This is a genomic window from Microbacterium aurantiacum, assembly GCF_021654035.1.
GTDB lineage: Bacteria > Actinomycetota > Actinomycetes > Actinomycetales > Microbacteriaceae > Microbacterium > Microbacterium aurantiacum.
The window spans coordinates 296424-317483 of record NZ_JAJPDW010000001.1; the positions used below are offsets into that span (position 1 = coordinate 296424).

At 71.2% G+C, this 21060-nt stretch carries 20 protein-coding genes and 2 pseudogenes; 10 read left to right on the top strand and 12 right to left on the bottom strand.

Features of this window, described 5'->3' with window-relative positions; translation table 11 throughout:
* Nucleotides 1-76: 76 nt before the first annotated feature.
* Nucleotides 77-1102 carry a LacI family DNA-binding transcriptional regulator gene (locus tag LTL01_RS01470; protein ID WP_236967110.1) on the bottom strand — a complete coding sequence of 342 codons (1026 nt, stop codon included), beginning with the start codon at nt 1100-1102 and terminating at the stop codon, nt 77-79.
* 197 nt (nt 1103-1299) lie between these two features.
* Here LTL01_RS01470 and LTL01_RS01475 point away from each other — a divergent pair, with 197 nt between their 5' ends.
* Entirely contained in the window at nt 1300-1893 is a 594-nt protein-coding gene (locus LTL01_RS01475) for a helix-turn-helix domain-containing protein (RefSeq protein ID WP_236967111.1), read from the top strand.
* A 10-nt stretch (nt 1894-1903) separates the two neighbouring features.
* Here the strand turns inward: LTL01_RS01475 and LTL01_RS01480 are convergent, their stop codons facing one another.
* On the bottom strand, nt 1904-2563 hold the full coding sequence (locus tag LTL01_RS01480; protein WP_236967112.1) for a DUF1028 domain-containing protein: 660 nt from the start codon (nt 2561-2563) through the stop codon (nt 1904-1906).
* 158 nt (nt 2564-2721) lie between these two features.
* Between LTL01_RS01480 and LTL01_RS01485 the strand changes: the two genes are divergently transcribed.
* From LTL01_RS01485 to LTL01_RS01500, 4 genes are all read left to right on the top strand, one after another.
* On the top strand, nt 2722-4248 hold the full coding sequence (locus tag LTL01_RS01485; protein ID WP_236967113.1) for an ABC transporter substrate-binding protein: 1527 nt from the start codon (nt 2722-2724) through the stop codon (nt 4246-4248).
* Nucleotides 4249-4314: 66 nt separating this feature from the next.
* Entirely contained in the window at nt 4315-5280 is a 966-nt protein-coding gene (locus LTL01_RS01490; protein ID WP_053546954.1) for an ABC transporter permease, read from the top strand.
* The gene (locus tag LTL01_RS01495) at nt 5277-6179 is read left to right on the top strand and encodes an ABC transporter permease (protein WP_236967114.1); all 903 of its coding nucleotides are present in this window, start codon (nt 5277-5279) and stop codon (nt 6177-6179) included. The genes LTL01_RS01490 and LTL01_RS01495 overlap by 4 nt, the downstream gene beginning before the upstream one ends.
* Nucleotides 6176-7807: a dipeptide ABC transporter ATP-binding protein gene (locus LTL01_RS01500; RefSeq protein WP_236967115.1), complete on the top strand. Its 1632-nt coding sequence runs from the start codon at nt 6176-6178 to the stop codon at nt 7805-7807. The genes LTL01_RS01495 and LTL01_RS01500 overlap by 4 nt, the downstream gene beginning before the upstream one ends.
* A gap of 35 nt (nt 7808-7842) precedes the next feature.
* Here LTL01_RS01500 and purU read toward each other — a convergent pair whose 3' ends face one another.
* From purU to LTL01_RS01520, 4 genes and pseudogenes are all read right to left on the bottom strand, one after another.
* Nucleotides 7843-8724 (bottom strand): formyltetrahydrofolate deformylase, encoded by an 882-nt coding sequence (gene purU, locus LTL01_RS01505; RefSeq protein ID WP_053546957.1) that lies wholly within the window; start codon nt 8722-8724, stop codon nt 7843-7845.
* Nucleotides 8725-8866: 142 nt separating this feature from the next.
* The gene (locus LTL01_RS01510; RefSeq protein ID WP_236967116.1) at nt 8867-10087 is read right to left on the bottom strand and encodes an MFS transporter; all 1221 of its coding nucleotides are present in this window, start codon (nt 10085-10087) and stop codon (nt 8867-8869) included.
* A complete protein-coding gene (locus tag LTL01_RS01515; protein ID WP_236967117.1) occupies nt 10084-10665 on the bottom strand; it encodes a PadR family transcriptional regulator in 582 nt (193 codons plus the stop codon). The genes LTL01_RS01510 and LTL01_RS01515 overlap by 4 nt, the downstream gene beginning before the upstream one ends.
* Nucleotides 10666-10823: 158 nt before the next feature.
* A pseudogene (locus tag LTL01_RS01520) lies at nt 10824-11712 on the bottom strand (hypothetical protein); the annotation flags it as partial.
* Nucleotides 11713-11722: 10 nt separating this feature from the next.
* Between LTL01_RS01520 and LTL01_RS01525 the strand changes: the two are divergent.
* Both LTL01_RS01525 and LTL01_RS01530 read left to right on the top strand, forming a co-directional pair.
* A pseudogene (locus tag LTL01_RS01525) lies at nt 11723-12190 on the top strand (ABC transporter ATP-binding protein); the annotation flags it as partial.
* 17 nt (nt 12191-12207) lie between these two features.
* On the top strand, nt 12208-12375 hold the full coding sequence (locus LTL01_RS01530) for a hypothetical protein (protein ID WP_236967118.1): 168 nt from the start codon (nt 12208-12210) through the stop codon (nt 12373-12375).
* A gap of 20 nt (nt 12376-12395) precedes the next feature.
* Here LTL01_RS01530 and LTL01_RS01535 read toward each other — a convergent pair whose 3' ends face one another.
* From LTL01_RS01535 to LTL01_RS01560, 6 genes are all read right to left on the bottom strand, one after another.
* Nucleotides 12396-13592, bottom strand: coding sequence for a 4-hydroxybenzoate 3-monooxygenase (locus tag LTL01_RS01535; RefSeq protein WP_236967119.1), 1197 nt, complete (start codon nt 13590-13592; stop codon nt 12396-12398).
* 96 nt (nt 13593-13688) lie between these two features.
* On the bottom strand, nt 13689-14441 hold the full coding sequence (locus LTL01_RS01540; RefSeq protein ID WP_236967120.1) for an IclR family transcriptional regulator: 753 nt from the start codon (nt 14439-14441) through the stop codon (nt 13689-13691).
* 61 nt (nt 14442-14502) lie between these two features.
* Nucleotides 14503-15399 carry an FHA domain-containing protein gene (locus LTL01_RS01545; protein ID WP_236967121.1) on the bottom strand — a complete coding sequence of 299 codons (897 nt, stop codon included), beginning with the start codon at nt 15397-15399 and terminating at the stop codon, nt 14503-14505.
* Between the two features lie 10 nt (nt 15400-15409).
* On the bottom strand, nt 15410-15724 hold the full coding sequence (locus LTL01_RS01550; protein ID WP_236967122.1) for a hypothetical protein: 315 nt from the start codon (nt 15722-15724) through the stop codon (nt 15410-15412).
* Nucleotides 15725-16061: 337 nt separating this feature from the next.
* Nucleotides 16062-17465 carry an MFS transporter gene (locus LTL01_RS01555; protein ID WP_236967711.1) on the bottom strand — a complete coding sequence of 468 codons (1404 nt, stop codon included), beginning with the start codon at nt 17463-17465 and terminating at the stop codon, nt 16062-16064.
* Nucleotides 17466-17516: 51 nt separating this feature from the next.
* Entirely contained in the window at nt 17517-18944 is a 1428-nt protein-coding gene (locus tag LTL01_RS01560; protein WP_236967123.1) for a condensation domain-containing protein, read from the bottom strand.
* A gap of 69 nt (nt 18945-19013) precedes the next feature.
* On the opposite strand from LTL01_RS01560, the gene LTL01_RS01565 reads away from it, so the two are divergent.
* The 3 genes from LTL01_RS01565 to LTL01_RS01575 all read left to right on the top strand — a co-directional run bounded on the left by LTL01_RS01565 (nt 19014) and on the right by LTL01_RS01575 (nt 20978).
* The gene (locus LTL01_RS01565; protein WP_236967124.1) at nt 19014-19865 is read left to right on the top strand and encodes an alpha/beta fold hydrolase; all 852 of its coding nucleotides are present in this window, start codon (nt 19014-19016) and stop codon (nt 19863-19865) included.
* Nucleotides 19866-19875: 10 nt separating this feature from the next.
* Complete coding sequence (locus LTL01_RS01570; RefSeq protein WP_236967125.1) at nt 19876-20568, top strand: GNAT family N-acetyltransferase; 693 nt, start codon at nt 19876-19878, stop codon at nt 20566-20568.
* 173 nt (nt 20569-20741) lie between these two features.
* Nucleotides 20742-20978 carry a hypothetical protein gene (locus LTL01_RS01575; protein ID WP_156305127.1) on the top strand — a complete coding sequence of 79 codons (237 nt, stop codon included), beginning with the start codon at nt 20742-20744 and terminating at the stop codon, nt 20976-20978.
* The last annotated feature ends 82 nt before the right edge of the window (nt 20979-21060 follow it).

The following is a 21060-nucleotide window of genomic DNA, read 5'->3' on the forward strand; positions in this document are numbered from 1 at the left end:
GGATGGGTGGCGCAAGGGCGCGCCGGGCACCGGTCTCTGGTGGTGTGAGACCGGATGGTTCGGAGTAGCGTCTGGGTTAGGTGCTCGGGGGTGCGACCGACGCGCGGACCACTAGCGGGCACGGGATTTTTTGGACCAGAGGGGAGCCGGTCTCATCGCCGTGGATGCGGTCGATGACTCGCTTGGCCGCCCATGCGCCCAAGTCGTGATGCGGGAGCCGCACTGTCGTGAGGCCAGGTCTGAGCGCGTCCGCGATGAAGCGTTGATCGTCGAATCCCACGACGGACAGGTCGTCGGGGATACGCAGTCCGAGGTCGCTAGCGGCCTGGTATACGGCGAAGGCGATCTGATCAGAGAAGCAGAACACCGCGGTGGGACGGTCTGGACTTTCCAGTAGTGCCCGCACCGGTCTGTATGCGGCCGAGGTCGCGACGCTGGAGAGGGACAGGTGGAGTTGAGGGTCGGGTTCCACGCCGTGGTCACGAAGCGCTGCCGTATAGCCTGCGTGGCGCAGCCCGGCCGCCACGAACACATCGCCGCCGATGTTGCAGAAGGCGATACGGCGATGACCCGCCTGTGCGAGGTGATACGTCGCGTCGTACGCACCGGTCTGCTCATCCGGTACGACGCCGTCTGCCACGACATCACCTTCAGGGAATCCGTCGAGGACCGTCACAGGCATCGCAGGGGGGACAGCCGGGATCTCAACAGCGCGATGGTACTCCGCGGCGATGATGAGCGCGTCGATGTCGCGCTGGAGTAAGGCCCGAGAGGACTGCTCAAGAAGCTCGGAGCGGTTGGTTGTGTCGATGATCATCGCGAGATACCCGGATTCCCAGGCCACGCTCTGGACTCCCTCAAGCATGCGTCCCGCGAACGGTACGCTGGCCACCTGATCGGTGAGCACGCCGATAGTGTGGGTTCGTTTCGTCTTCAGGCCTCGTGCGAGCTGGTTAGGGATGTACCCCATGTCCTCGGCTGCGTGTCTGATCCGCTCGGCGGTTTTCTCGTTCACGCGACCCGCGGCCCGATCGTTAAGGACCAGCGACACGGCAGAGGGTGAAACCCCTACTGCAGCTGCGAGATCCTTCAACGTGATCACTCTGACTCCTTCGGCATCAATCGTTTGACGGGTTTGCGGTCCATTGCGTCAAACGTTTGATGCGAACGTAAGGACGTCAAACGCGTTGACGCAAAGCCTGTTATCCAACCGTTACCGACGGCATCCATCCACAGGGGGCCACGTCGATTCGGACGTGGCCCCCTCTGCGTGGAGGGGCCCCGGGTAGGGTGAAGCGGATGAGCCGGAAGACCGAGACCGAGGAGACGCGAGCGGTCCAGACGCTCGGCACCGCGGTGCGCGACGCCCGACGCCGCCTGGGGCTGAGCGTGCAGGCGCTGTCCGAGAAGGCCGGAGTCAGCTTCGGCCTCGTCAGCCAGCTCGAGCGCGGGATGGGCAATCCGTCGCTGCAGTCGATCCACCGTCTCGCGGGCGCCCTCGGGGTCCCCGCCGGGCAGCTTCTCGACGAACCGGCGGGGGAGCTCGCCGTCGTCCTCGCCGGTCAAGGGCATCGGATGCCGCCCATCGCCGACATCCCCGCGGATCAGCAGTCGGTGCGCGAGCTCCTGACCCCGCGCGGCGAGTCGATGCTGCAGCTCATCCGCTCGACCCTGCCCCCGGGATTCAGCAACGAGAGCCGCCCGTTCCGCCACATCGGCACCGAGACGGTGACGGTCGAATCCGGCGTGCTGATCGTCGCGCAGGGTGAGCGTCGCGTCCGCCTGGAGGCGGGGGACACCGTCACCTACGGCTGCTCGGAGGCGCACTGGTGGGCCAACGGCCACGACGCCGAGACCGTGGTGCTCGGCGCGGTCACGCCGTTCGAGCGGTGAGCGGTCGCGCCTACCGGGCGGTGACCGTGCCTCGGAGATCCGCGGCCCGCAGGTCGACGAGCCGGGCGAGGTCGTCCAGCGGATCGGCGTGATCGTCCACGCGCAGGTCGACCGTGCCGTCGGCCTCCGTCGCACCCGCCACAAGCACGGCGGCGCTCTGCCGACCACGGACGTCTCCGCCCGCCACTTCGCCCGCGGCAAGGACGCCGACCAGCACGCCCGCGAAGCGCGCCGCGGCATCCGGTGCGTGGGCATCGAGCGTCGACAGCGGCGCGAGAGCGTCCCGCATCGCTTCGAGGACGCCGGGGCCGGCGAGGAGGTTGCCGGCGACGATCGCGTCCTCGAGCACGAGGTGCCCGGTCCACGGCGTGGTCTCCGTGCCCGTGTGTGCGGCCCCGGCGCCGCGCGCGGGGAGGAGCAGCGCCTGCCGCAGCGGCGCGCCGGAATCCCAGTCCGCGATGCGGTCGATCGCAGCCTGCGCGTCTGCTCCGGCATCCGTCGCGTCCAGGAGCAGACCCCGTAGTGCGCGGTTCGTCCAGGCTTGACTCGCCACCGCTCCGACCCCGGCTCGCACCGCCGGGACGGCGTTGCCGACGGCGAGCGAACGGCTCGCGGTGGCTGCGCCGAGGAGGCCGGACTGCGGATGCCGGGCCAGGACGGTGAAGGTCATCTCTTCCTCTCGCCGGGGGTGGAGCCGATTGTGAAGATTCTGTTTCGAGATCGCCGGAGGCTTGTCCCGTCCCCCCATGGTGGCACATACTGATCGAATCATCATCAAAATGATGCCCCCCGAGATGATGTTCTGTCCGACAACCCGATAGGCACACCATGAACAAGCGCACCGCACTCGGCGCGGCGTCCCTCGTCGCCGCGCTCACGCTCGCCGGCTGCTCCGCCGGTGAGAGCGTCGACATCGACGGCGCCGACAGCGTCGACGGCGACGTCCTCATCGCCGCGATCGGCGGCGAGCCCGACCAGCTCGACCCGCAGCGCACCAGCTCGTACTTCGCCTTCGAGGTGCTGGAGAACGTCTTCGACACCCTCGTCGCCCCCGACGAGAACCTCGAGATGCAGCCCGCGCTCGCCGAGAGCTGGGAGGTCAGCGACGACCAGCTCACCTGGACCTTCGACCTCCGCGACGGCGTCACCTTCCACGACGGATCCGAGTTCACCAGCGAGGACGTCGTCTACTCGTACCGCCGCATCATCGACGAGCAGCTCGCCAACGCGTGGAAGTTCGCCGCGATCACCGACATCGCCGCTCCCGACGACGACACCGTCGTCATCACCGTCGCCCAGCCCACCCCGAACCTGCTCAGCAACCTCGGCGGCTTCAAGGGCATGGCGATCGTGCAGCAGGAGAACGTCGAGTCGGGCGACATCACCACCGCCCCGATCGGCACGGGTCCCTTCTCGGTCACCGGATACTCCTCGGGTGACCGCATCACCCTCGCCGCCAATTCCGACTACTGGGGCGGCGCCCCCGAGCTCGCCGGCGTCGAGTACCGCTTCATCTCCGAGCCCGCGACGGCCCTCGCCGCCCTCCGCGCCGGCGACATCCACTGGACCGACGTCGTGCCGCCCCAGCAGGTGAGCGAGCTCGAGTCGGACGACACCGTCCAGCTCGGCCTGACGCCCTCCAGCGACTACTGGTACCTCGCCCTCAACGAGGCGCGCGAGCCGTGGAACGACGTCCGCGTCCGCCAGGCGCTCGCCTACGCCATCGACCGCGACGCGATCGTCCAGGCCGTCAGCTACGGCACCGCGGCGCTCAACCAGCTCGCCATCCCGGAGCAGAGCGTCTGGTACACCGCCTACGACGAGTACTCCACCGACCTCGACACCGCCCAGGCCCTCCTCGACGAGGCCGGCTTCACCGGTGGCACGCTCGACCTGCTTGCGACCTCGGACTACCCCGAGACCGTCACCGCCGCACAGATCATCGCGTCGAACCTCGAGCCCCTCGGGATCGACGTCGAGATCCGCCAGCCCGACTTCTCGACGTGGCTCGACGAGCAGAACACCGGCAACTTCGACATGCTCATGATGGGCTGGCTCGGCAACATCGACCCGGACGATTTCTACTACGCCCAGCACCACAGCGACGGTGCCAGCAACGCACAGAAGTACTCCAACGCGGAGGTCGACGCGCTGCTGGACGCCGGACGCATCGAGACCGATCCCGAGGCGCGGAAGGAGCTGTACGCCCAGGCCGCGACGATCATCGCCGACGAGGTCAGCTACATCTACCTCTACAACCCCTCGGTCATCCAGGTCTGGTCCCCGGACGTGACCGGCTACACCACCCGCGCCGACCGCGCGATCCGCTTCGACGAGGCGTCGCTGGCCGACTGAGCCGCGGCATCCCGAGCATCGCCGAAGAGCCCCCGCAGCACACGAAACCCGACGAGAGCAGACGACATGAGAATGAGACCCGCACGCATCGCGCGGTTCCTCGGCGTGCGTCTGCTCTCGTCGGCGATCGTGCTGCTGGGGGTGATGATCGTGGTGTTCGCCCTCATCCAGCTCGTCCCCGGCGACCCCGTGCGCCTCGCGCTCGGGACCCGCTACACCCCCGAGGCCTACGAAGCTCTGCGTGCGGCATCCGGACTCGACCGTCCGCTGTGGGAGCAGTTCTTCGGCTATCTCGGAAGCGCCTTCACGGGCGACCTCGGGGTGAGCTTCCGCAACGGCCAGCCGGTGACCGTCACGCTCCTCGACCGGTTGCCGGCGACGATCTCGCTGGCGCTCGTCGGCCTCGTCATCGCGATCATCCTGTCGGTGCCCGCCGGCATCTACTCGGCGCTCCGCGAGGGTCGCCTGAGCGACGTGATCGTGCGGCTCACCAGCCAGTTCGGCGTCTCGATCCCCGACTTCTGGCTCGGGATGCTGCTCATCTCGCTGTTCTCCGTCACCCTCGGCCTGCTCCCCGCGAGCGGGTACGTCGCGTTCGGCGAGGACCCGGCGGGGTGGCTGCGCCAAGTGCTCCTCCCGGGCCTGACGGTCGGACTCGTGGCGGGCGCGATCATGACCCGCTACATCCGCGCCGCCGTCATCGACGTCGCCTCGTCCGGGTACGTCCGCACCGCGGTGTCGAAGGGCCTGCCGCGCCACATCGTGACGTTCCGCCACATCGTCCGCGGCGCCCTGGTCCCGGTGCTCACGATCGCCGGCATCCAGCTCGCGACGATCCTCGGCGGAGTCGTCGTCGTCGAGGTCGTCTTCGCCTGGCCCGGTCTCGGCCGCCTCGTCTACGAGGCCGTCGCCGCCCGCGACTACCCGCTCATCCAGGGCGCCGTGCTGCTGGTGGCGGTGATGTTCATCATCGTGAACCTCATCGTCGACGTCCTCTACGCCATCGCCGACCCGAGGATCCGCGTCTCATGAGCGTCGACCAGCTGAGCTCCCCGACCCCCGCCGCCGCGAGCGGGCGGACCCCCGCCTGGCGCCTGCTGCTGGCGAACCCCGTGACCGTCACGAGTTCGGCGGTGCTGCTCGTCATCATCGTCGCCTCGGTGTTCTCCGGCATCCTCGCCCCCTACGGCATCAACGACATCGACGTCGCGAACGCCCTCCAGCCCCCGAGTGCCGCGCACTGGTTCGGCACCGACGAGCTCGGCCGCGACGTCTTCTCGCGCGTGCTCGTCGCAGGCTCGACCTCCCTGTCGATCGCCGTGGTCGCGGTGCTGTTCGCCCTCGTCCTGGGCCTCGCCATCGGCGCGGTCGCGGGCTACCGCGGCGGATGGGCGGATGCCGCGCTCATGCGCGTCGTCGACGTCATGTTCGCCTTCCCCGTGCTGCTGCTGGCGCTGGCGATCGTGGCGATCTTCCAGCCCGGGCAGCTGACGACGATGATCGCGATCGGCGTCGTCTACACCCCGATCTTCGCCCGCGTCGCCCGCGCGAGCGCCCTGTCGGTGCGGACCTCGCCCTTCGTGCAGGTGTCGCAGACGATGGGGACGCCCGGCTGGTCGATCCTCTTCCGCCACGTTCTGCCGAACATCTCGGGGCCGATCGTTGTGCAGACCTCGCTCTCGCTGGCGTTCGCGATCCTGTCCGAGGCGGCGCTGTCGTTCCTCGGCCTCGGCATCCAGCCGCCCGCCCCGTCGTGGGGCGGCATGCTCTTCACCGCGCAGGGCTTCCTCGGCCAGGCCTGGTGGATGAGCGTCTTCCCGGGAGCGGCGATCTTCGTCACCGCGCTGGCGTTCAACCTCGTCGGCGACGGCCTGCGCGACGTGCTCGACCCCCGACAGCGGAGCCTCATCGAGGCGAGGAGGGCGCGATGAGCGCGAACGTGCTGAGCGTGCGGGACCTGCGGGTCTCGATCGGACCGCGCGAGATCGTCCACGGCATCGACTTCGACGTCGCCGACGGGCAGACCCTCGGGATCGTCGGCGAATCCGGGTCGGGGAAGACCATGTCGGTGCTCGCCGCCACGGGGCTCATCGACGCCCCCGGGGCGCGGGTGTCGGGGTCGAGCATCCTCCTCCCCGCCTCGGGATCGGATGCCGGTGACACGGAGCTCGTCGGAGCCTCGGAGCGGACCCTCCGCCGCGTCCACGGCGACCGCATCGGGTTCGTCTTCCAGGACCCCTCGACGTCGCTGAACCCGTTCCTCACGATCGGTCGCCAGATCACCGAGTCGCTCGAGGTGCACCGACGTCTGACCGGGAAGGCGGCGCGAACCCGCGCGATCGACCTCCTCGAGGCCGTCGGTCTGCCGAACCCCGACGAGCGCGTCGATGCCTATCCGCACCAGTTCTCCGGTGGCCAGCGGCAGCGCGCGATGATCGCGATCGCCCTCGCGTGCGACCCGGCGCTCTTGATCGCGGATGAGCCGACCACCGCGCTCGATGTGACCACCCAGGCGCAGATCCTCGAACTCGTCCGCGACCTGCAGCGCGAGCGCGGCACCGCGGTGGTGTGGATCAGTCACGACCTCGGCGTCATCGGGCAGGTCGCCGACGACGTGCTCGTCCTTCGCCAGGGAGCCGCGCTCGAGCAGCGCCCCGCGGGCGACCTCTACGCCGACCCGCAGCACGACTACACGCGCGAGCTTCTGCGCGCCCGGCCGCGGATCGTCGCCGGGGCGGGCCCCGCCGCGCCCGCGGCATCCGCTCCTCTGCTGGAGGTGCAGGGACTCGACGTGTCCTTCACCATCTCGACCCCGACCGGGCATCGGAGCATCCACGCCGTCGACGACGTCTCGTTCACGCTCGACCGCGGCACGACGCTCGCGCTCGTGGGGGAGTCCGGGTCGGGCAAGTCGACGATCGCGGGTGCGCTCACCGGGCTCGTGACGCCCCGCGCGGGGACGGCGACGCTCGCCGGCTCCGACGTGCTGCGCGCCTCGCGGCGTGACCGGCGCCGCATCGCGATGGTGTTCCAGGACCCCTTCGCCTCGCTCGACCCGCGCCGGAGCGTCGGCGATGCGATCGCCGAGCCCCTGCGGGTGCACCGTCTCGTTTCCGGGGGAGGGCGCGGGCGGGAGAAGCGGGTCGCGGAGCTGCTCGACCTCGTCGGGTTGCCGGGGGCGTTCGCGACCCGGTTCCCGCACGAGCTCTCCGGCGGTCAGCGCCAGCGGATCTCGATCGCGCGGGCGCTCGCGCTCGAGCCGGAGCTGATCATCCTCGACGAGGCGACCGCGTCGCTCGACGTCTCGGTGCAGGCGCACGTGCTCGAGCTCCTTCGGCGCCTCCAGCGCGAGCAGGACCTCACCTATCTCTTCATCGCCCACGACCTCGCGATCGTGCAGGAGATGAGCCACGCCGTCGTGGTGCTGAAGGAGGGGAAGGCCGTGGAGGCGGCATCCTCCGCGGAGCTCTTCGCGAACCCGCGCGAGGAGTACACGCGGCGCCTCCTGGACGCAGTGCCGCCGGAGGTCCCGCGCGCGGCGCGCACCCGCGAGGGCTGAGGCCGGACGCCCGCGCCGGGCTCGGCACCGTCCGTTCAGAAGACGATCGTGTGGTTCCCGTGCCGGATGACGCGGTCCTGGGCGTGCCACAGCACCGCACGGGAGAGCACCTGGCGCTCGACATCCGCTCCGCGACGCGCGAGCTCCGACGCCGAGTCGGCGTGCGTGACCCGGACCGTGTCCTGCTCGATGATCGGACCCTCGTCGAGGTCGGACGTGACGTAGTGGCTGGTCGCGCCGATGAGCTTGACGCCGCGTTCCTTGGCCTTGCGGTACGGCTCGGCGCCGATGAACGCCGGGAGGAAGGAGTGGTGGATGTTGATCACCGGCACCCCGAGCTCGCGGAGGAAGTCGCCCGAGAGGATCTGCATGTACCGGGCGAGGACCACGAAGTCGACGTTGCCCTGCAGCAGCTCGAGGATCTTCGCCTCCGATGCGCTCTTGTCGGGACCCTTCACCGAGGGGACGTGGAAGAACGGCACGCCGAACGAGCGGACGTCCTCGGCCGACGTGGTGTGATTCGAGATCACCATCGGCACGGTGACGGGGAGGTCGCCGCGGCGGTGGCGCCACAGCAGGTCGAGGAGGCAGTGGTCCTGCTGGGAGGCGAGGATCGCCATGCGCTTGGGAACCGACTGGTCGGTCACCGACCACTGCAGGTCGAAGCCGTCGCCGAGGGTGCGGGCGAGGTCGGCCTCGATCTCGGGGAGCGCGGCGGTCAGGTTCTGCCGGTGGAACACCACGCGCTGGAAGTAGTCGCCGCCGACCGGGTCGTTCGAGTACTGGTCGAACGCGACGATGTTGCCGTCGTGCCGGGTGATCAGCGCCGACACCGCCGCGACGATGCCGGGGCGGTCGGTGCCGTGGACGATGAGGCAGGCGTGGTCGGGTGCGAGGTGCGGGAGGGGCGCGGCCATTGTTCGATTCTGCCAGTCCCTCTCCGCACCGCCGCATCCGCGCCCGCGCCGTTGCCGTCCCCTCGTTGGCCGCGAGACTGCATCCTGCCGACGAGACTGCGTGCACGGCGTGCAGTCTCGACCGGAAGATGCAGTCTCGCGGTCAGGGGATGGGGGTGAGGACGTGGCGGTCGCGACCGGCGGCGACGCCGATGATCATCTGCGCCAGGAGCACGGCGAGAAGGATGCCGAGCGAGAGCAGCCATCCGCCGGTGAGGGCGTACGCGAGGCCGAAGGCGACCGGACCGGCCGCGGCGATGATGTAACCGACCGACTGGGCCATCCCCGACAGCGCCGTCGACTGGTCGTGATCGCGCGCGCGGTCGGCCATCAGCGTGAGCGCCATGGAGAGCGATGCGCCCGACGACAGCCCGATCAGCACGATCCAGAGCGACAGCGCGGCGGGCTGGAGCATGAGCCCGATCACGCCGATCACCGCGAGCACGGGGAGGAGCGCCGGGATCCACCGGCGGATCCGCCCGCGCAGCACCAGCGGCAGGGCCAGGGAACTCACGATCGACACGAGCTGGTAGACCATGACGTCCACCCCCGCGGCGACCGGCGATCGCCCGAGCGAGGTCGAGATCGCCGCGAGCCACGTCAGCGTCATGTAGAACAGCGTCGCCTGCACGCCCATGTATCCGGCGACCGCCCAGGCGACGCGGTCGGTCCAGATCCCTGTGCGCCCCGGCATCCGTGCCGAGCGGATGCCGCGACCCGGCTCGTTCCGGCGGAACCACGCCCACGCCCCCGCCGCGATGGGAAGCGCTGCGAGACCCGTGATCGCCAGGGCGAGCCGCCAGTCGTCCGGCGTGGGACCCGCGTTCGACAGGGGCACGGCGACACCCGAGGCGATCGCGCCGGCACCGCCGAGGAGCGCGGTGTACAGCGCCATCAGGGCGGGGACCCGCGTGGGAGCGTCGCGCTTGATGACCGCCGGCATCAGCACGTTCATGAGCGCGAGGGCGACGCCGATGAGGACGGTCCCGAGCCACAGCGCGGCCACGGGCCCCGGCAGGGACCGCACCACGGTGCCGATCGCGAGGAGGACGAGCGCGCCGAACACGGTCGCCGACATCCCGAACCGCCGGCTGACCGCGAGGGCGAACGGGGAGACGACCGCCCAGACGAGCAGTGGGACGGAGCCGAGGAACCCCAGCGTCGCGGCCGTCAGTCCGGTGTCGGCGCCGATCTGCTCGAGGAGCGGCCCGACGGACGTGATCGTCGGGCGCATGTTGATCGCGACGAGGCAGACCGTCGCGACCAGCGCCCACGTCGCGGGAGCGCGCCCGAGATCGCGCGGGGCGGTCGGCGAGTCGGTCACCGGCCGAGCCGGTCGACCAGGTCGAGCCCGCGGCGCGCCCACGCGATCTCGCCCTGCGCGCGTTCGACGAGACCCTCGTAGGCGAACCGCTTGTAGGCGATCGTGCGCTCGCGGTCCTCCTCCGCCGTGACCGCGAGGCGCCGCGCCAGCATGGGGTTCTCCACGGCGTCGATGCGCTCGATCTCGCGTTCCCACTGCGCGAGCTCCGCCTCCCACTGCGCGATGTGCGCGTGGAGGAAGCGGCGTGCGGACTCGGCATCCGTCGTCTCGAGGTAGGCGGCGCGGAGGTGGGCGGGGTCGCGCACGCGCTGGTAGTCGAGGGGGCCGCGCATCCAGTCGAGGAAGGCGCGGTCTCCGGCATCCGTCACGTGGTACACCCGGCGCGTGCCGAGGCGACCGCGGGTCTGCTCCTCGGGTTCGATGAGGCCCTCGGACGCCATCTTGCGCAGCTCCGGGTAGATCTGGGAGTCGGGGGCATGCCAGACGTGCCCGACCGACTGCGAGAACTGCTTCTGCAGGTCGTATCCCGACAACGGGCCGACGCGCAGCAGCGCCAGCAGCGCGTATCGCAGGCTCATCGCTCTCCTCCCGTCCCCACCGTACCGACCCTGTCCGCCCCCCACCGCCCGGCCCTCCCTTGACGGCGAGACTGCATCTCCCCGTCGAGACTGCACGTCGCGCACGCAGTCTCGACCGGAGGATGCAGTCTCGCGGCCAGCGGAAGGGGCCCGAGGCGTCAGGCGGTGTAACCCGTGCGCCAGCCGCCGTGGTAGGTCTGGCGGGCGACGGTGGAGTAGGGGACGGGGCTCACGACGGCGCGGACCTCGAGCTGACGGTGCGGTTCCACCGAGGCCTTCGACGTGCCGCCGTTCGGCTCGCCCCAGACCACCGTGACCTCGGCGCCCTCGGGCACGTCGGGGGCGACGGTGGCGAGCGAGAGGGCGCGCTTCTCGTTCGCGCTGTAGCCGGTGGCTGTCCACGCCGAGCCACTCGCGGTAGGCGCGCTCGGCCTCGCCCGAGTAGATCGCCGGCAGCGGCGAGGGGATCCAGCCCGACTCCAGCGTGTTCGAGGGGTACGCGCGCGATCCCACGGGGACGAGGCCGAACTCCGCCCCCGCCTCGACGATGATGTCGCGGATGCGGTGGTGGTCGGCGTAGGGACCCCAGATCTCCAGACCCGGGGCGCCCGCCATACCGTGGCGGAGAGTGCGGACGTTCATGTCGGCGACGCGCATCGTCGACATGTTGAAGAATCCGAGCTTCTCCAGCGGTCCGCCGTTGAGCTTCTCGATGACGTCCCACGCCTTCGGGCCCTGGATCTGGAAGCGGTAGTACTTCCGAGAGACCGCGTCACCGTACGGGCGGGAGGGGGAGCGGCGGTCGACCTCGATGTCGAGGTTCTGGTAGCCGCCGGTCTCGCCGTGGAACATCAGCCAGTTCGACGCCGGCGCACGGCCGACGTAGACGTACTCGTCCTCGGCTTCGCGGAACAGGATGCCGTCGCCGATGACGTGGCCAGACGCGGTGGTCGGCACGTACTGCTTGGCCTTGTTCACGGCGAAGTTCGCCACCGAGTTGATCGCGGTGTCGGAGATCAGCCGGATGGCGTCGGAGCCGCGGAGGAAGAAGCACTCGCGCGCCGAGCGCACGCGCCTCGTCGACGACGCCCTCGTCGCGGTGGGACTCGACCACGCCGACAAGAGCTATCCGTGGCAGCTGTCGGGCGGGATGCAGCAGCGCGTGGCGATCGCCCGCGCGGTGGCGTACCAGCCGGAGGTGCTCATCATGGACGAGCCCTTCGCCGCCGTGGACGCGCAGACCCGCGCGGACCTCGAGGACCTCGTGCGGCGCCTGCACCTCGACCGCGGGATGTCGATCCTCTTCGTCACTCACGACATCGACGAGTCGGTCTACCTCGGCGAGCGGGTCGTGGTGCTCTCGAAGTCGCCGACGTGGGTGCAGGAGGACATCGCGATCGATCTGGACGCCGACCGCGACCAGATCACCACGCGCGCCCTTCCGCGCTTCACAGAGCTGCGCACGCACATCTACGAGCAGATCCAGCGCGCCAAGCGCGGCCAGGCCGTCCGCCCCGGTTCGTGAGAGGGCAAGATGGGGGGATGGACATTCGAGTGCTCGTGGCCGTCGGGGCCACCGCGGTGATGATGGCATCGATCGGGTTCGTGATGTCGATGGTGATCCTCAGCCTGGTCACCGGTGACAGCCTGAGCTTCACCGGCGGGCACAGCGAGGCGCTCGCCGCCGTCGCGGCGGTCGCCCGCGCCTGATCCCCCTCCCGAGGAGCCGCTCAGTCCATCGAGGCGAGCGGCCACCCGGTGTACGCCTCGGCGAGGTAGGTCATGCCCGCCTCGGACTCCACGACGCTGCGGAGCTCGCCCACCTGACGGCGTCGGTCGAAGGGCGTCGCCTCGTCGGTGGTGTGGAGCATCGAGGTCATCCACCACGAGAAGTGCTGCGCCTTCCAGATCCGCCGGGATGCCGCCTCCGCGAACGCATCGATCAGGTGCGCGTCGCCGTGGAGGATGAGGGCCTGCAGGGCCTGGTTCAGCAGCACCACGTCGGCCACGGCCAGGTTCATGCCCTTCGCGCCCGTCGGCGGGACGGTGTGCGCGGCATCTCCGACGATCGCCGCACGACCGCGTCGGAGCTCGTACGCCACGAAGCTCCGGAAGCGCAGCACGTCGCGCTGGAAGATCGGGCCCTCCTTCAGCGTCGTGCCGGGGACGCGGCGCTGCAGGTTCTCCCACACCTCTTCTTCGCTCAGCGCATTCGGGTCGGCATCCGGATCGCACTGGAAGTACATCCGCTGGACCGTGGCGCTGCGCTGACTGATGAGCGCGAAGCCGTCGGGGGAGTTGGAGTAGATGAGCTCCTCGGCGCTCGGGGGCGCTTCGGTGAGGATGCCGAACCACGCGAACGGGTACTCGCGGAAGTAGCCGCCCGTGCTCGAGCCGGTGACGGCGGCGCGCACGACGCTGCGTGATCCGTCGGCTCCGACGACGAAGTCCGCCGTGATCTCGAGGGCTTCACCGTCGGCGGTGCGGGCGTGCACGACCGGGTGGTCGGAGTCGACGCCGTCGACACCGTCGACGCTCACGCCGAAGCGGAGGTCCTGCCCTGCGGCGAGGCGGGCGGCGATGAGGTCCTTCAGTACCTCGTGCTGCGGGTAGAGCCAGACGCTCCGCCCGGTGAGGCTCGGGAAGTCGATGCGGTGACCGGCGCCCTCGAAGCGCAGCTCGATGCCGTCGTGGCGGTTGCCGACGGTGCGGGCGCGGCTGTGCTCGCCGAGCCGGTCGAGCACCTCGACGGTGCCCTGCTCCAGGATGCCGGCGCGGATGGTGGTCTCGATCTCGTCGCGTGTGCGCTGGTCGACGACGACCGAGTCGATGCCGGCCTCGTCCAGCAGGTGCGACAGGAGCAGGCCCGCGGGTCCGGCGCCGACGATGGCGACCTGCGTGCGGACGGCGGTGGGGGCGGCGGTCATGGGTGTCTCCTTCGACTCCGGGACGATGGGCCCATTGTGCGGAGCGTCGCGCAGGATGCGCCGGATGACTCCCGTTGAACGGGATTCTGCTCTCGGTCAGCCGCGGAAGCCGAGGGCGCGCTCGATCTCGCGCTTGCCCGCGTGCAGTTCCACGAGCGCCGGTTCGACGGGCGCGTCCCGCCGGAGGACGACCGACAGCGCCGCCACCACCTGACCGGTCTCATCGCGCACCGGGACGGCGACGCCGGTGGAGACGGCCTCGATGAACCCGCGGGCGACGGCGTGCCCGAGGGAGCGCACCTCGGCGAGCTTCCGCCGGAGGGCGGCGGGGTCGGTGATCGTCTCCCGCGTCAGCGGCGGCAGGGGGGAGGAGAGGATGCGCTCCTGCAGATCGTGGTCGCCGAAGGCCAGGAGCACCAGGCCCGACGACGAGGCGTGCAGGGGGAGGCGCCCGGCCACGCGCGTGACGTTGGATCCGGATGCCGGCCCCGACAGTCTCTCCAGGAACAGCGCCTCGTCCTGCTCCAGGATCGCCAGCTGCGTGTGCTCGCGGATCCGGGCCTGGACCCGCTCCATCGCCGGCATTGCGGATTGGCGGAGGCGGAGGGCCTGGGAGGAGCGCGTGGCGAGCTCCCACAGGCGCATGCCGATGCGCACGCGCCGGTCGTCGTCGCGCTCGAGCAGTCCGCTCTCGACGAGCTCGCCGACGATCCGGTGCGCGCTCGAGCTCGGCAGTCCCGCCCGCCGCCCGATCTCGGCGGCGGTCTGCGCCGTCCGGGTCGGCGTGAAGGTCTCGAGGACCCGCACGAGGCGGTCGGTCACCGAGTCGCCGGAGGAGGAGTTCGCCACGTCCGCCATCGTCCCACGACGGTCGACGCGCAGCCGGCGACCGATCCGCCGTGGCGGCTGCTCAGCCCTGCGGGTAGATCGAGCGGTCGTCCGTGCCGGCGGTGCCGGGTGTCGTGCGACGGGGGCTCTGCCGCCGCTGCACCGCGTACTCACCGCCCTGGCGTCCGCCGAAGGGGCGCCCGTGGTCGGCGAATTCCTCGCGGAAGAACGCCAGACGCCACGGCCCCATCTCCATCCGCGCTCCCGTGCGGAGGATCCGTCGCTTCTCCGGCGGCCGGCCGGGTTCGGGCGCGCTGCCCCCGCCGACCTCCTCGATCGCGTACAGGATGTACTCGTCGCCCCGTTCGTGCCGGATCTCGGCGTGGAGCGGGGCGAGGCCGTCCAGCACCAGGTCGCACGCGGCATCCGACCCGATGGTCACTCGATCGGCGGTGAGGTCGAACTCGCGCGGGCGGCGACCGTCCCACGTGGTCGAGCCCACCGCGAAGATCAGCCGCGGCCGGCCCGATCCCGGGAGGTAGTGCGTCGTTGTGACGCGTCGCTGGACGAAGCGGTTGAGCGTCGGGGCGAGGGGCAGCATCGTCGTCGGGGGCGGAGCGATCATGGTCGCCGCGCGATCCTTCCGACGCCGCAGGAGCGGGGCGAGCGCGGACGGACTGCCGACCCGCACGTACGGCGACCCCGTGATTGCCCGCTGCACCGCGCTCCGCTGCACGTTGCCGAGCGCGAGGATGGGGCCGTCCGGCCCGTCCACGCGGACCGAGATGCCACGGTCGGCGAGTCCCTTGCCGACGACGTCGAGGTCGCGGAGGGAGCGGCGGCCGTTCCCGGGCAACCGCGTCGGATCGCTGACGTACACGACGACCTCGGTGCCCGACGCGCGCACCGTGGCCTCGAAGGGCACGCCGTCGCCGGTGACGACCTCCGCCAGGGCGAGGTCGATGTCCAGGCGGATCATCGCCGGAGGCTCAGGACTTCCGGAACTCGTCCGACCCCGCCGACACGTCATCGCTCGTCGTGACGCGGAGCGTGCCGTTGAGCTTCCAGGTCGCGCGCGGGGCATCCGGCCCGATGTCGCGCGGCACCTCGACGGTCATGTCGACGAAGGAGTAGTTCACCGCGGCGCCGCGGCCCGTGAGATACGACCACATCTCCCGGCCGAGGTCGGTCCAGTCGGTGATCGAGTGCCCTTCGGGGCCGTCCGGCGACGCGAAGGGGTCGTTCTGGGCCTGGGCCTGGGCCTGGGCCTGGGCCTGGGGGTTCTGGGGGTTCGAGTCCGTCATCGCACTGTCCTTCCACCGCGCGTCCCGGCCGTCCGGCGACGCTGATGCCCCCGATTATGTCGCCGCCCAGTCCCGATCGGGCGTGATCCGATGAAATCGCCTCGGTTCTTCTCCGGGGTGTCGTCTTCTGGTAAGGCGCTCACGGGCAGTGCAGCAGGGGCTTGGGGTCGATGCGGTCGACGGTGTGCTCCGACATCGGGTGCCGGCACACCGGACACGGGCTTCCCGTGCGCGTAGGCTAGGGTTCGATGTCGTACGGGCCGACGGCGGCGGGGCCCGGCAGTGCGCGGTCGGCGTCTTCGGACGCGTCGGGCGTATCGTCGGGCATCTCGCTCGGTCACTGATCCCGGAGTGACGGATGCCGCTCGAGGGGGTTCTGCCGGCGCGGGATGAACGCCGCCACCACGAGCGCGACGACCGCGGCGAGGCCGCCGAGGACGAACGAGGTGGTGAACGCCGCGGGCGTCGGTGTCGGTATCCCGCCGACGTCCACGGTGTTCGCGGCGAGGACGGCGGCGACCACCGCGGCGGCCGTGGACGTGCCGAGGGAGCGGAACAGCGCGTTCAGCCCGTTCGACGCACCGGTCTCGGTCGCCGGGACGGCGCGCATGATGAGCATCGGCATCGCCGCGTAGCCGAACCCGATGCCCACGCCGATGAGGATGTTCGCCACGACGAGCTGCCAGACCTCCGCGGAGAACAGCAGGGTGTAGCCGTACGCGACGATGAGCGACACCGCGCCGAGGATCAGCAGCAGCCGCGGGCCGACGGTGCGCGCGAGGCGTCCGGAGAAGGGCGAGAGCAGCATCATCATGATGCCGGCGGGCATGACCACGAGACTCGCGGCGATGAGCGAGAGCCCGAAGCCGCCGGCGCTCTCGGGAAGCTCGAGGATCTGCGGGTAGATGACGTTCGAGGCGAAGAGGGAGAACCCCATCGCCACCGACGCGATGTTCGTCAGCAGCACCGCGGGGCGCGCGGCGACCCGGAGGTCGAGAAGCGGCTCGGGGATGCGCAGCTCGTACCATCCCCACACCACCAGCACCGTGACACCGCCGAGCCCCAGGGCGAGGACGATCGGCGACGTCCACCCCCACTCGTTGCCGCGCGAGATGGCGAGCAGGATGCCGATGAGGCCGACGGCGAGCCCCGCGGCGCCGACGAGGTCGAAGCGGCCCGCCGTCCGCAGCACGCTCACCGGCACGATCCACAGCACCAGGGCGAACACCACGGCGCCGAGAGCCGCCGAGACCCAGAACAGCAGGTGCCAGTCGGCGTACTCGGTGATGAACGCCGACACCGGCAGGCCCAGGGCGCCGCCGACACCGAGGGTCGCACTGATGAGCGCGATCGCGGTGTCCACGCGCTTGTGGTGCAGCACGTCGCGGAGGATCGAGATGCCGAGCGGCACGACCCCGGTCACCGCGCCCTGCAGGGTGCGCCCGACGATCACGCCGAGGATGCCCGGGGAGAGCGCCGCGACGACCGAACCCAGGACGAGCAGCGCGAGGAGCACGAGGACGATGCGGCGTTTGCCGTACATGTCGCCGAGACGTCCCGCGATCGGGGTGATCACGGCGGAGGCGAGAAGCGTGGAGGTAACCACCCACGCGGTGTCATCGCGCGAGGCGTTCAGCAGGTCGGGAAGCTGCGACTGGATCGGCACCACCAGCGTGAACATGAACGACGACGCCAGGCCCGCGAGGGCGAGGACCGCGACGATCGCGCCCTGCGGCGGCATCCGGGTCAGGCGCGATCTGCTGTCATCTCCGCGCGCGCCCATCCGATCAGGCTAACCCCGGGCGACGACCCTCTCGCCCGCCGCCGGGGTCTCGCCCGCCACGGCTTCGTCTCGGACGGCGCGCTCGACCGCGTCGAGCCAGCGCCCCACGTTCTGCAGCGCCTCCGGGGTGTCGGGGTAGCGGCAGCGCAGATGCAGGCCGTCGTCGCCGACGACGAACCAGATCATCACCCCGTCGGTCTCGATGGAGGCCGACACCCACTGCGCCTCGGTGTCGCGGGCCAGGCGCACGGGCAGGCGCCGCACGTCCAGCCACGACAGTGCGAACATCCCGGGCGACTGCGGCATCCCGCCCCACGGCGCGAGGATCGGCGCAAGCGGGTGCGACCCGAGGGCGAGGGAGAGGCGGAGGGATGCCGCGCACGCGCGCGGATCGGGATCGGCGCACGCGATCACCGAGTTCGTGATGAACCACCCGACGGCGTCGTGCCAGCGCTCCTCGTAGCGGCTGTGGACGGGGAAGACCGCGCGCAGCGGTGCCCCCGCGACCTCCGCGCAGGCCCGCGCGAGCGCCGACAGCGCCAGAGCCGTCGCGCGCACCCCCGCCGCCTCTGCGCGCGCGGTGAACGCGGCGAGTTCGGCGGCGTCGAGCACGTCCCGGACCTCGACGACCTCCGGCCGCGGCGCGGACAGGTCGCCGAGCGGGAGGGGGAAGCGCGGCATCACGCCGCCCTCGGCGTCGAGGATCTCGCGCCACGCGGTGTGGACCTCCGCGGGGGCGGACGCGCGCGCCTCGAGGGCGGTGGTGTGCGCGGCGAACGACTCCCGCTCGCCGACGACGGATGCCGCGTCCTCGCCGAGGAGCGCGAGGAGGTCCCGCGCGAGCACCAGCAGCGACCACATGTCGACGTGCGCGTGGTCAGCCGCGATCACGGCGATCGGGCGCGGATCGCCCCCGGGTGCGGCATCCGTTCCGCCGTCGGATGCGGAGCCCGCGCCCGGTTCGATGAGGGCGACCCGGTGCGACGGTGCCGCGAACGGGCGGCACCGGGCATCGAAGACCTGCCGGATCGTGTCGCGGACGGTGCCCTCGCCCGCACCGTCGCCCGTGCCCTCGCCCGCACCGTCGCCCGCACCGTCGCCCTCGAGGGGGTGCTCGCTCCACTCTCCGGCGGATGCGGTGCCCTCGTGCAGCCGGACGGCGCCGGCGTCGTCGTCGTCGCGCGAGAAGACGGTCCGGAGGGTTCCGTGCGCGGCGACGACGCCGTCCCACGCGCGGGCCACGGCATCCCGCGTCGTCCCGTCCGGGAGGCGCAGGGCGATCGACATCCACGACCCCGGGCGATCGCCCGCGCCGACGTGACGCCCCTGGTCGAACGAGACCGGGAGGGGGCGGGTCTCATCGGGCACGATGCGCACGGCGTAGCTGCCCACGCGGCCGCGAGGCAGGACCACTCGGGTGACGTTGGTCAGGCGCATTCGCCGTAGTGTAGGGGTTCGACGTTTCGTTCTCGCTTCCACGTCCGTTCTCCCTCCCTCGGAGGTGCCGTGCCCACCGTCCTCGTGAACGGCGCCCGCCTGGAATACGACATCACCGGAGCCGACGGTCCGGTCGTGGTCCAGCTGCACGGGCTCATGTCCAGCCGCACGCGCGACGCGCAGCTCGGCCTCGACCTCGGGCGCGCCCTGCGCGGACACCGCGTCATCCGCCTCGACGCGCGCGGTCACGGCGGCTCGTCCGGCACGCGGGATCCGGGCGACTACGCGTGGGATCGGCTCGCCGACGACCTGCTGGCCGCGCTCGACGCCATCGTCCCGGGCGAGAGCGTGCACGGGCTCGGGCCTTCCATGGGCACCGGGACCCTGCTGCACGCGGTGCTGCGCGAGCCGGCCCGATTCGACAGCCTCACGCTGATGCTGCCCCCGACGGCATGGGGGACCCGGCCTGCGCAGGCGCAGTCCTACCTCGTCGGCGCCGACCTCATCGAGCGCGAGGGGATCGCGGCATTCGTGGAGCTCGGGAGCACGACCCCCGTACCGCCCGCCCTCGCCGAGGCGCCGCAGACGGGGCCGGCGGTCGACGAGGCGCTCCTCCCCACCGTGCTCCGCGGTGCCGCCCTCGCCGACCTGCCGCCCCGCAAGCGCCTCGTCGACGTCGCGACGCCGACGCTCATCCTCGCCTGGACCGGTGACCACACGCATCCGCTCCGCACCGCCACGAAGCTCGACGAGACGCTCCCGCACAGTCGCCTCGTCGTCGCGCGCACCCCGTACGGCGTGATGGCGTGGCCGGGGCTCTTCGCCGAACACGTCATCACCGCGGGCGTCGAAACCCCCGCCACCGGTGCGATCACGCTGCCCACGGGACGCCCGAACCGGCCCGATCGGCGATCGGCCTAGAGGTGCGTCGGTGACCGGCATCCGGATCCGCGACCTCGACACGGTCGCCGACGTCTTCACCGCCTCCGCCGTGCTCGCGGACGTCTGGGGCGGCGACCGCTCCGGCATGCCGCCGAACCTCCTCCGCGCGCTCGCGCACTCGGGCAACTACGCGGTGGGTCTGTGGGACGACGAGCGAATGATCGGGGCATCCGTCGCCTTCTTCGCCGCTCCCGCCGCCCGCTCGATGCACAGCCACATCACCGGGATCCTGCCGGCCCATCAGGGGCACGGGCTCGGGCGTGCGCTCAAGGAGCACCAGCGGGAATGGGCGCTCGCCCGCGGCGTCGGGCACATCACGTGGACCTTCGACCCGCTCGTCGCCCGGAACGCCCACTTCAACCTCGCCGTGCTCGGTGCGCGGGTCACCGACTTCCTCGTCGACCACTACGGCCCGATGGACGACGGCGTCAACCGCGGCGACGAATCGGACCGCATCATGGTGTCGTGGGCGCTCGCCGCCCCCGGCATCGGCGCTCCTGCCGAGGAACGGATCGTGGCGACCGTCGTGGTGCCGGACGACATCGCCGCGATCCGTGCGAGATCGGTGACGGATGCCGCGGCCTGGCGCCGCCGCGTCCGCGACGAGCTGCTGGCGGGACTCGCCGACGGTCTCGCGATCGGCGGGTTCGATCGCCGCGGCTATCTGCTCGTGCGGCCCTGACGTTCCGGCCCTGACGTTCCGGCCCTGACGTTCCGTCCCTGGGGGTCCGTCCCTGGGGGTCCGTTCCTGAGGGTCTGCCGCCGCAGCGGATCGTGCGCGTGTCGTATCACCGCGGGGGTGCGCGCCTCCTTCTTCACGATCGCCCTCGCCGCGATCATCCGAAGGAGCAGATCATGCACGAGCACACGGAGTCGCTGTTCGAGGCGATCAGGACGTTCTTCTCCGCCGAGCGCCGCCACGCCCGACGTCGTCCTCGCGTCACCCGCGAGACGTTCGTCGCCGTCGACCCCGCCGCGGTGCGCGCCGAACGGCGCCGGGTGCGGCGCGAGACCCGCACCGCCCGTCACGCGCGCGCCGTCGCGGCGCGGCGGGGCGGGGCGCGGGGTCCGGCGCACGCGACGGTCCACTGACCGGGGGCCGGTCGCGCGGGGCCGGCGTCGAGCGAATTCATAGGCACGGAGAGCTACGTTCTTCCCGACGCAAGGGGAGTAC

Bases quoted from the DNA above. Each gene is read 5' to 3' on its own strand.
- LTL01_RS01475 (WP_236967111.1), top strand. From the start codon at position 1,300: ATGAGCCGGAAGACCGAGACCGAGGAGACGCGAGCGGTCCAGACGCTC.
- LTL01_RS01480 (WP_236967112.1), bottom strand. From the start codon at position 2,563: ATGACCTTCACCGTCCTGGCCCGGCATCCGCAGTCCGGCCTCCTCGGC.
- LTL01_RS01485 (WP_236967113.1), top strand. From the start codon at position 2,722: ATGAACAAGCGCACCGCACTCGGCGCGGCGTCCCTCGTCGCCGCGCTC.
- LTL01_RS01490 (WP_053546954.1), top strand. From the start codon at position 4,315: ATGAGAATGAGACCCGCACGCATCGCGCGGTTCCTCGGCGTGCGTCTG.
- LTL01_RS01495 (WP_236967114.1), top strand. From the start codon at position 5,277: ATGAGCGTCGACCAGCTGAGCTCCCCGACCCCCGCCGCCGCGAGCGGG.
- LTL01_RS01500 (WP_236967115.1), top strand. From the start codon at position 6,176: ATGAGCGCGAACGTGCTGAGCGTGCGGGACCTGCGGGTCTCGATCGGA.
- purU (WP_053546957.1), bottom strand. From the start codon at position 8,724: ATGGCCGCGCCCCTCCCGCACCTCGCACCCGACCACGCCTGCCTCATC.
- LTL01_RS01515 (WP_236967117.1), bottom strand. From the start codon at position 10,665: ATGAGCCTGCGATACGCGCTGCTGGCGCTGCTGCGCGTCGGCCCGTTG.
- LTL01_RS01530 (WP_236967118.1), top strand. From the start codon at position 12,208: ATGGACATTCGAGTGCTCGTGGCCGTCGGGGCCACCGCGGTGATGATG.
- LTL01_RS01535 (WP_236967119.1), bottom strand. From the start codon at position 13,592: ATGACCGCCGCCCCCACCGCCGTCCGCACGCAGGTCGCCATCGTCGGC.
- LTL01_RS01545 (WP_236967121.1), bottom strand. From the start codon at position 15,399: ATGATCCGCCTGGACATCGACCTCGCCCTGGCGGAGGTCGTCACCGGC.
- LTL01_RS01550 (WP_236967122.1), bottom strand. From the start codon at position 15,724: ATGACGGACTCGAACCCCCAGAACCCCCAGGCCCAGGCCCAGGCCCAG.
- LTL01_RS01555 (WP_236967711.1), bottom strand. From the start codon at position 17,465: ATGCCGCCGCAGGGCGCGATCGTCGCGGTCCTCGCCCTCGCGGGCCTG.
- LTL01_RS01560 (WP_236967123.1), bottom strand. From the start codon at position 18,944: ATGCGCCTGACCAACGTCACCCGAGTGGTCCTGCCTCGCGGCCGCGTG.
- LTL01_RS01575 (WP_156305127.1), top strand. From the start codon at position 20,742: ATGCACGAGCACACGGAGTCGCTGTTCGAGGCGATCAGGACGTTCTTC.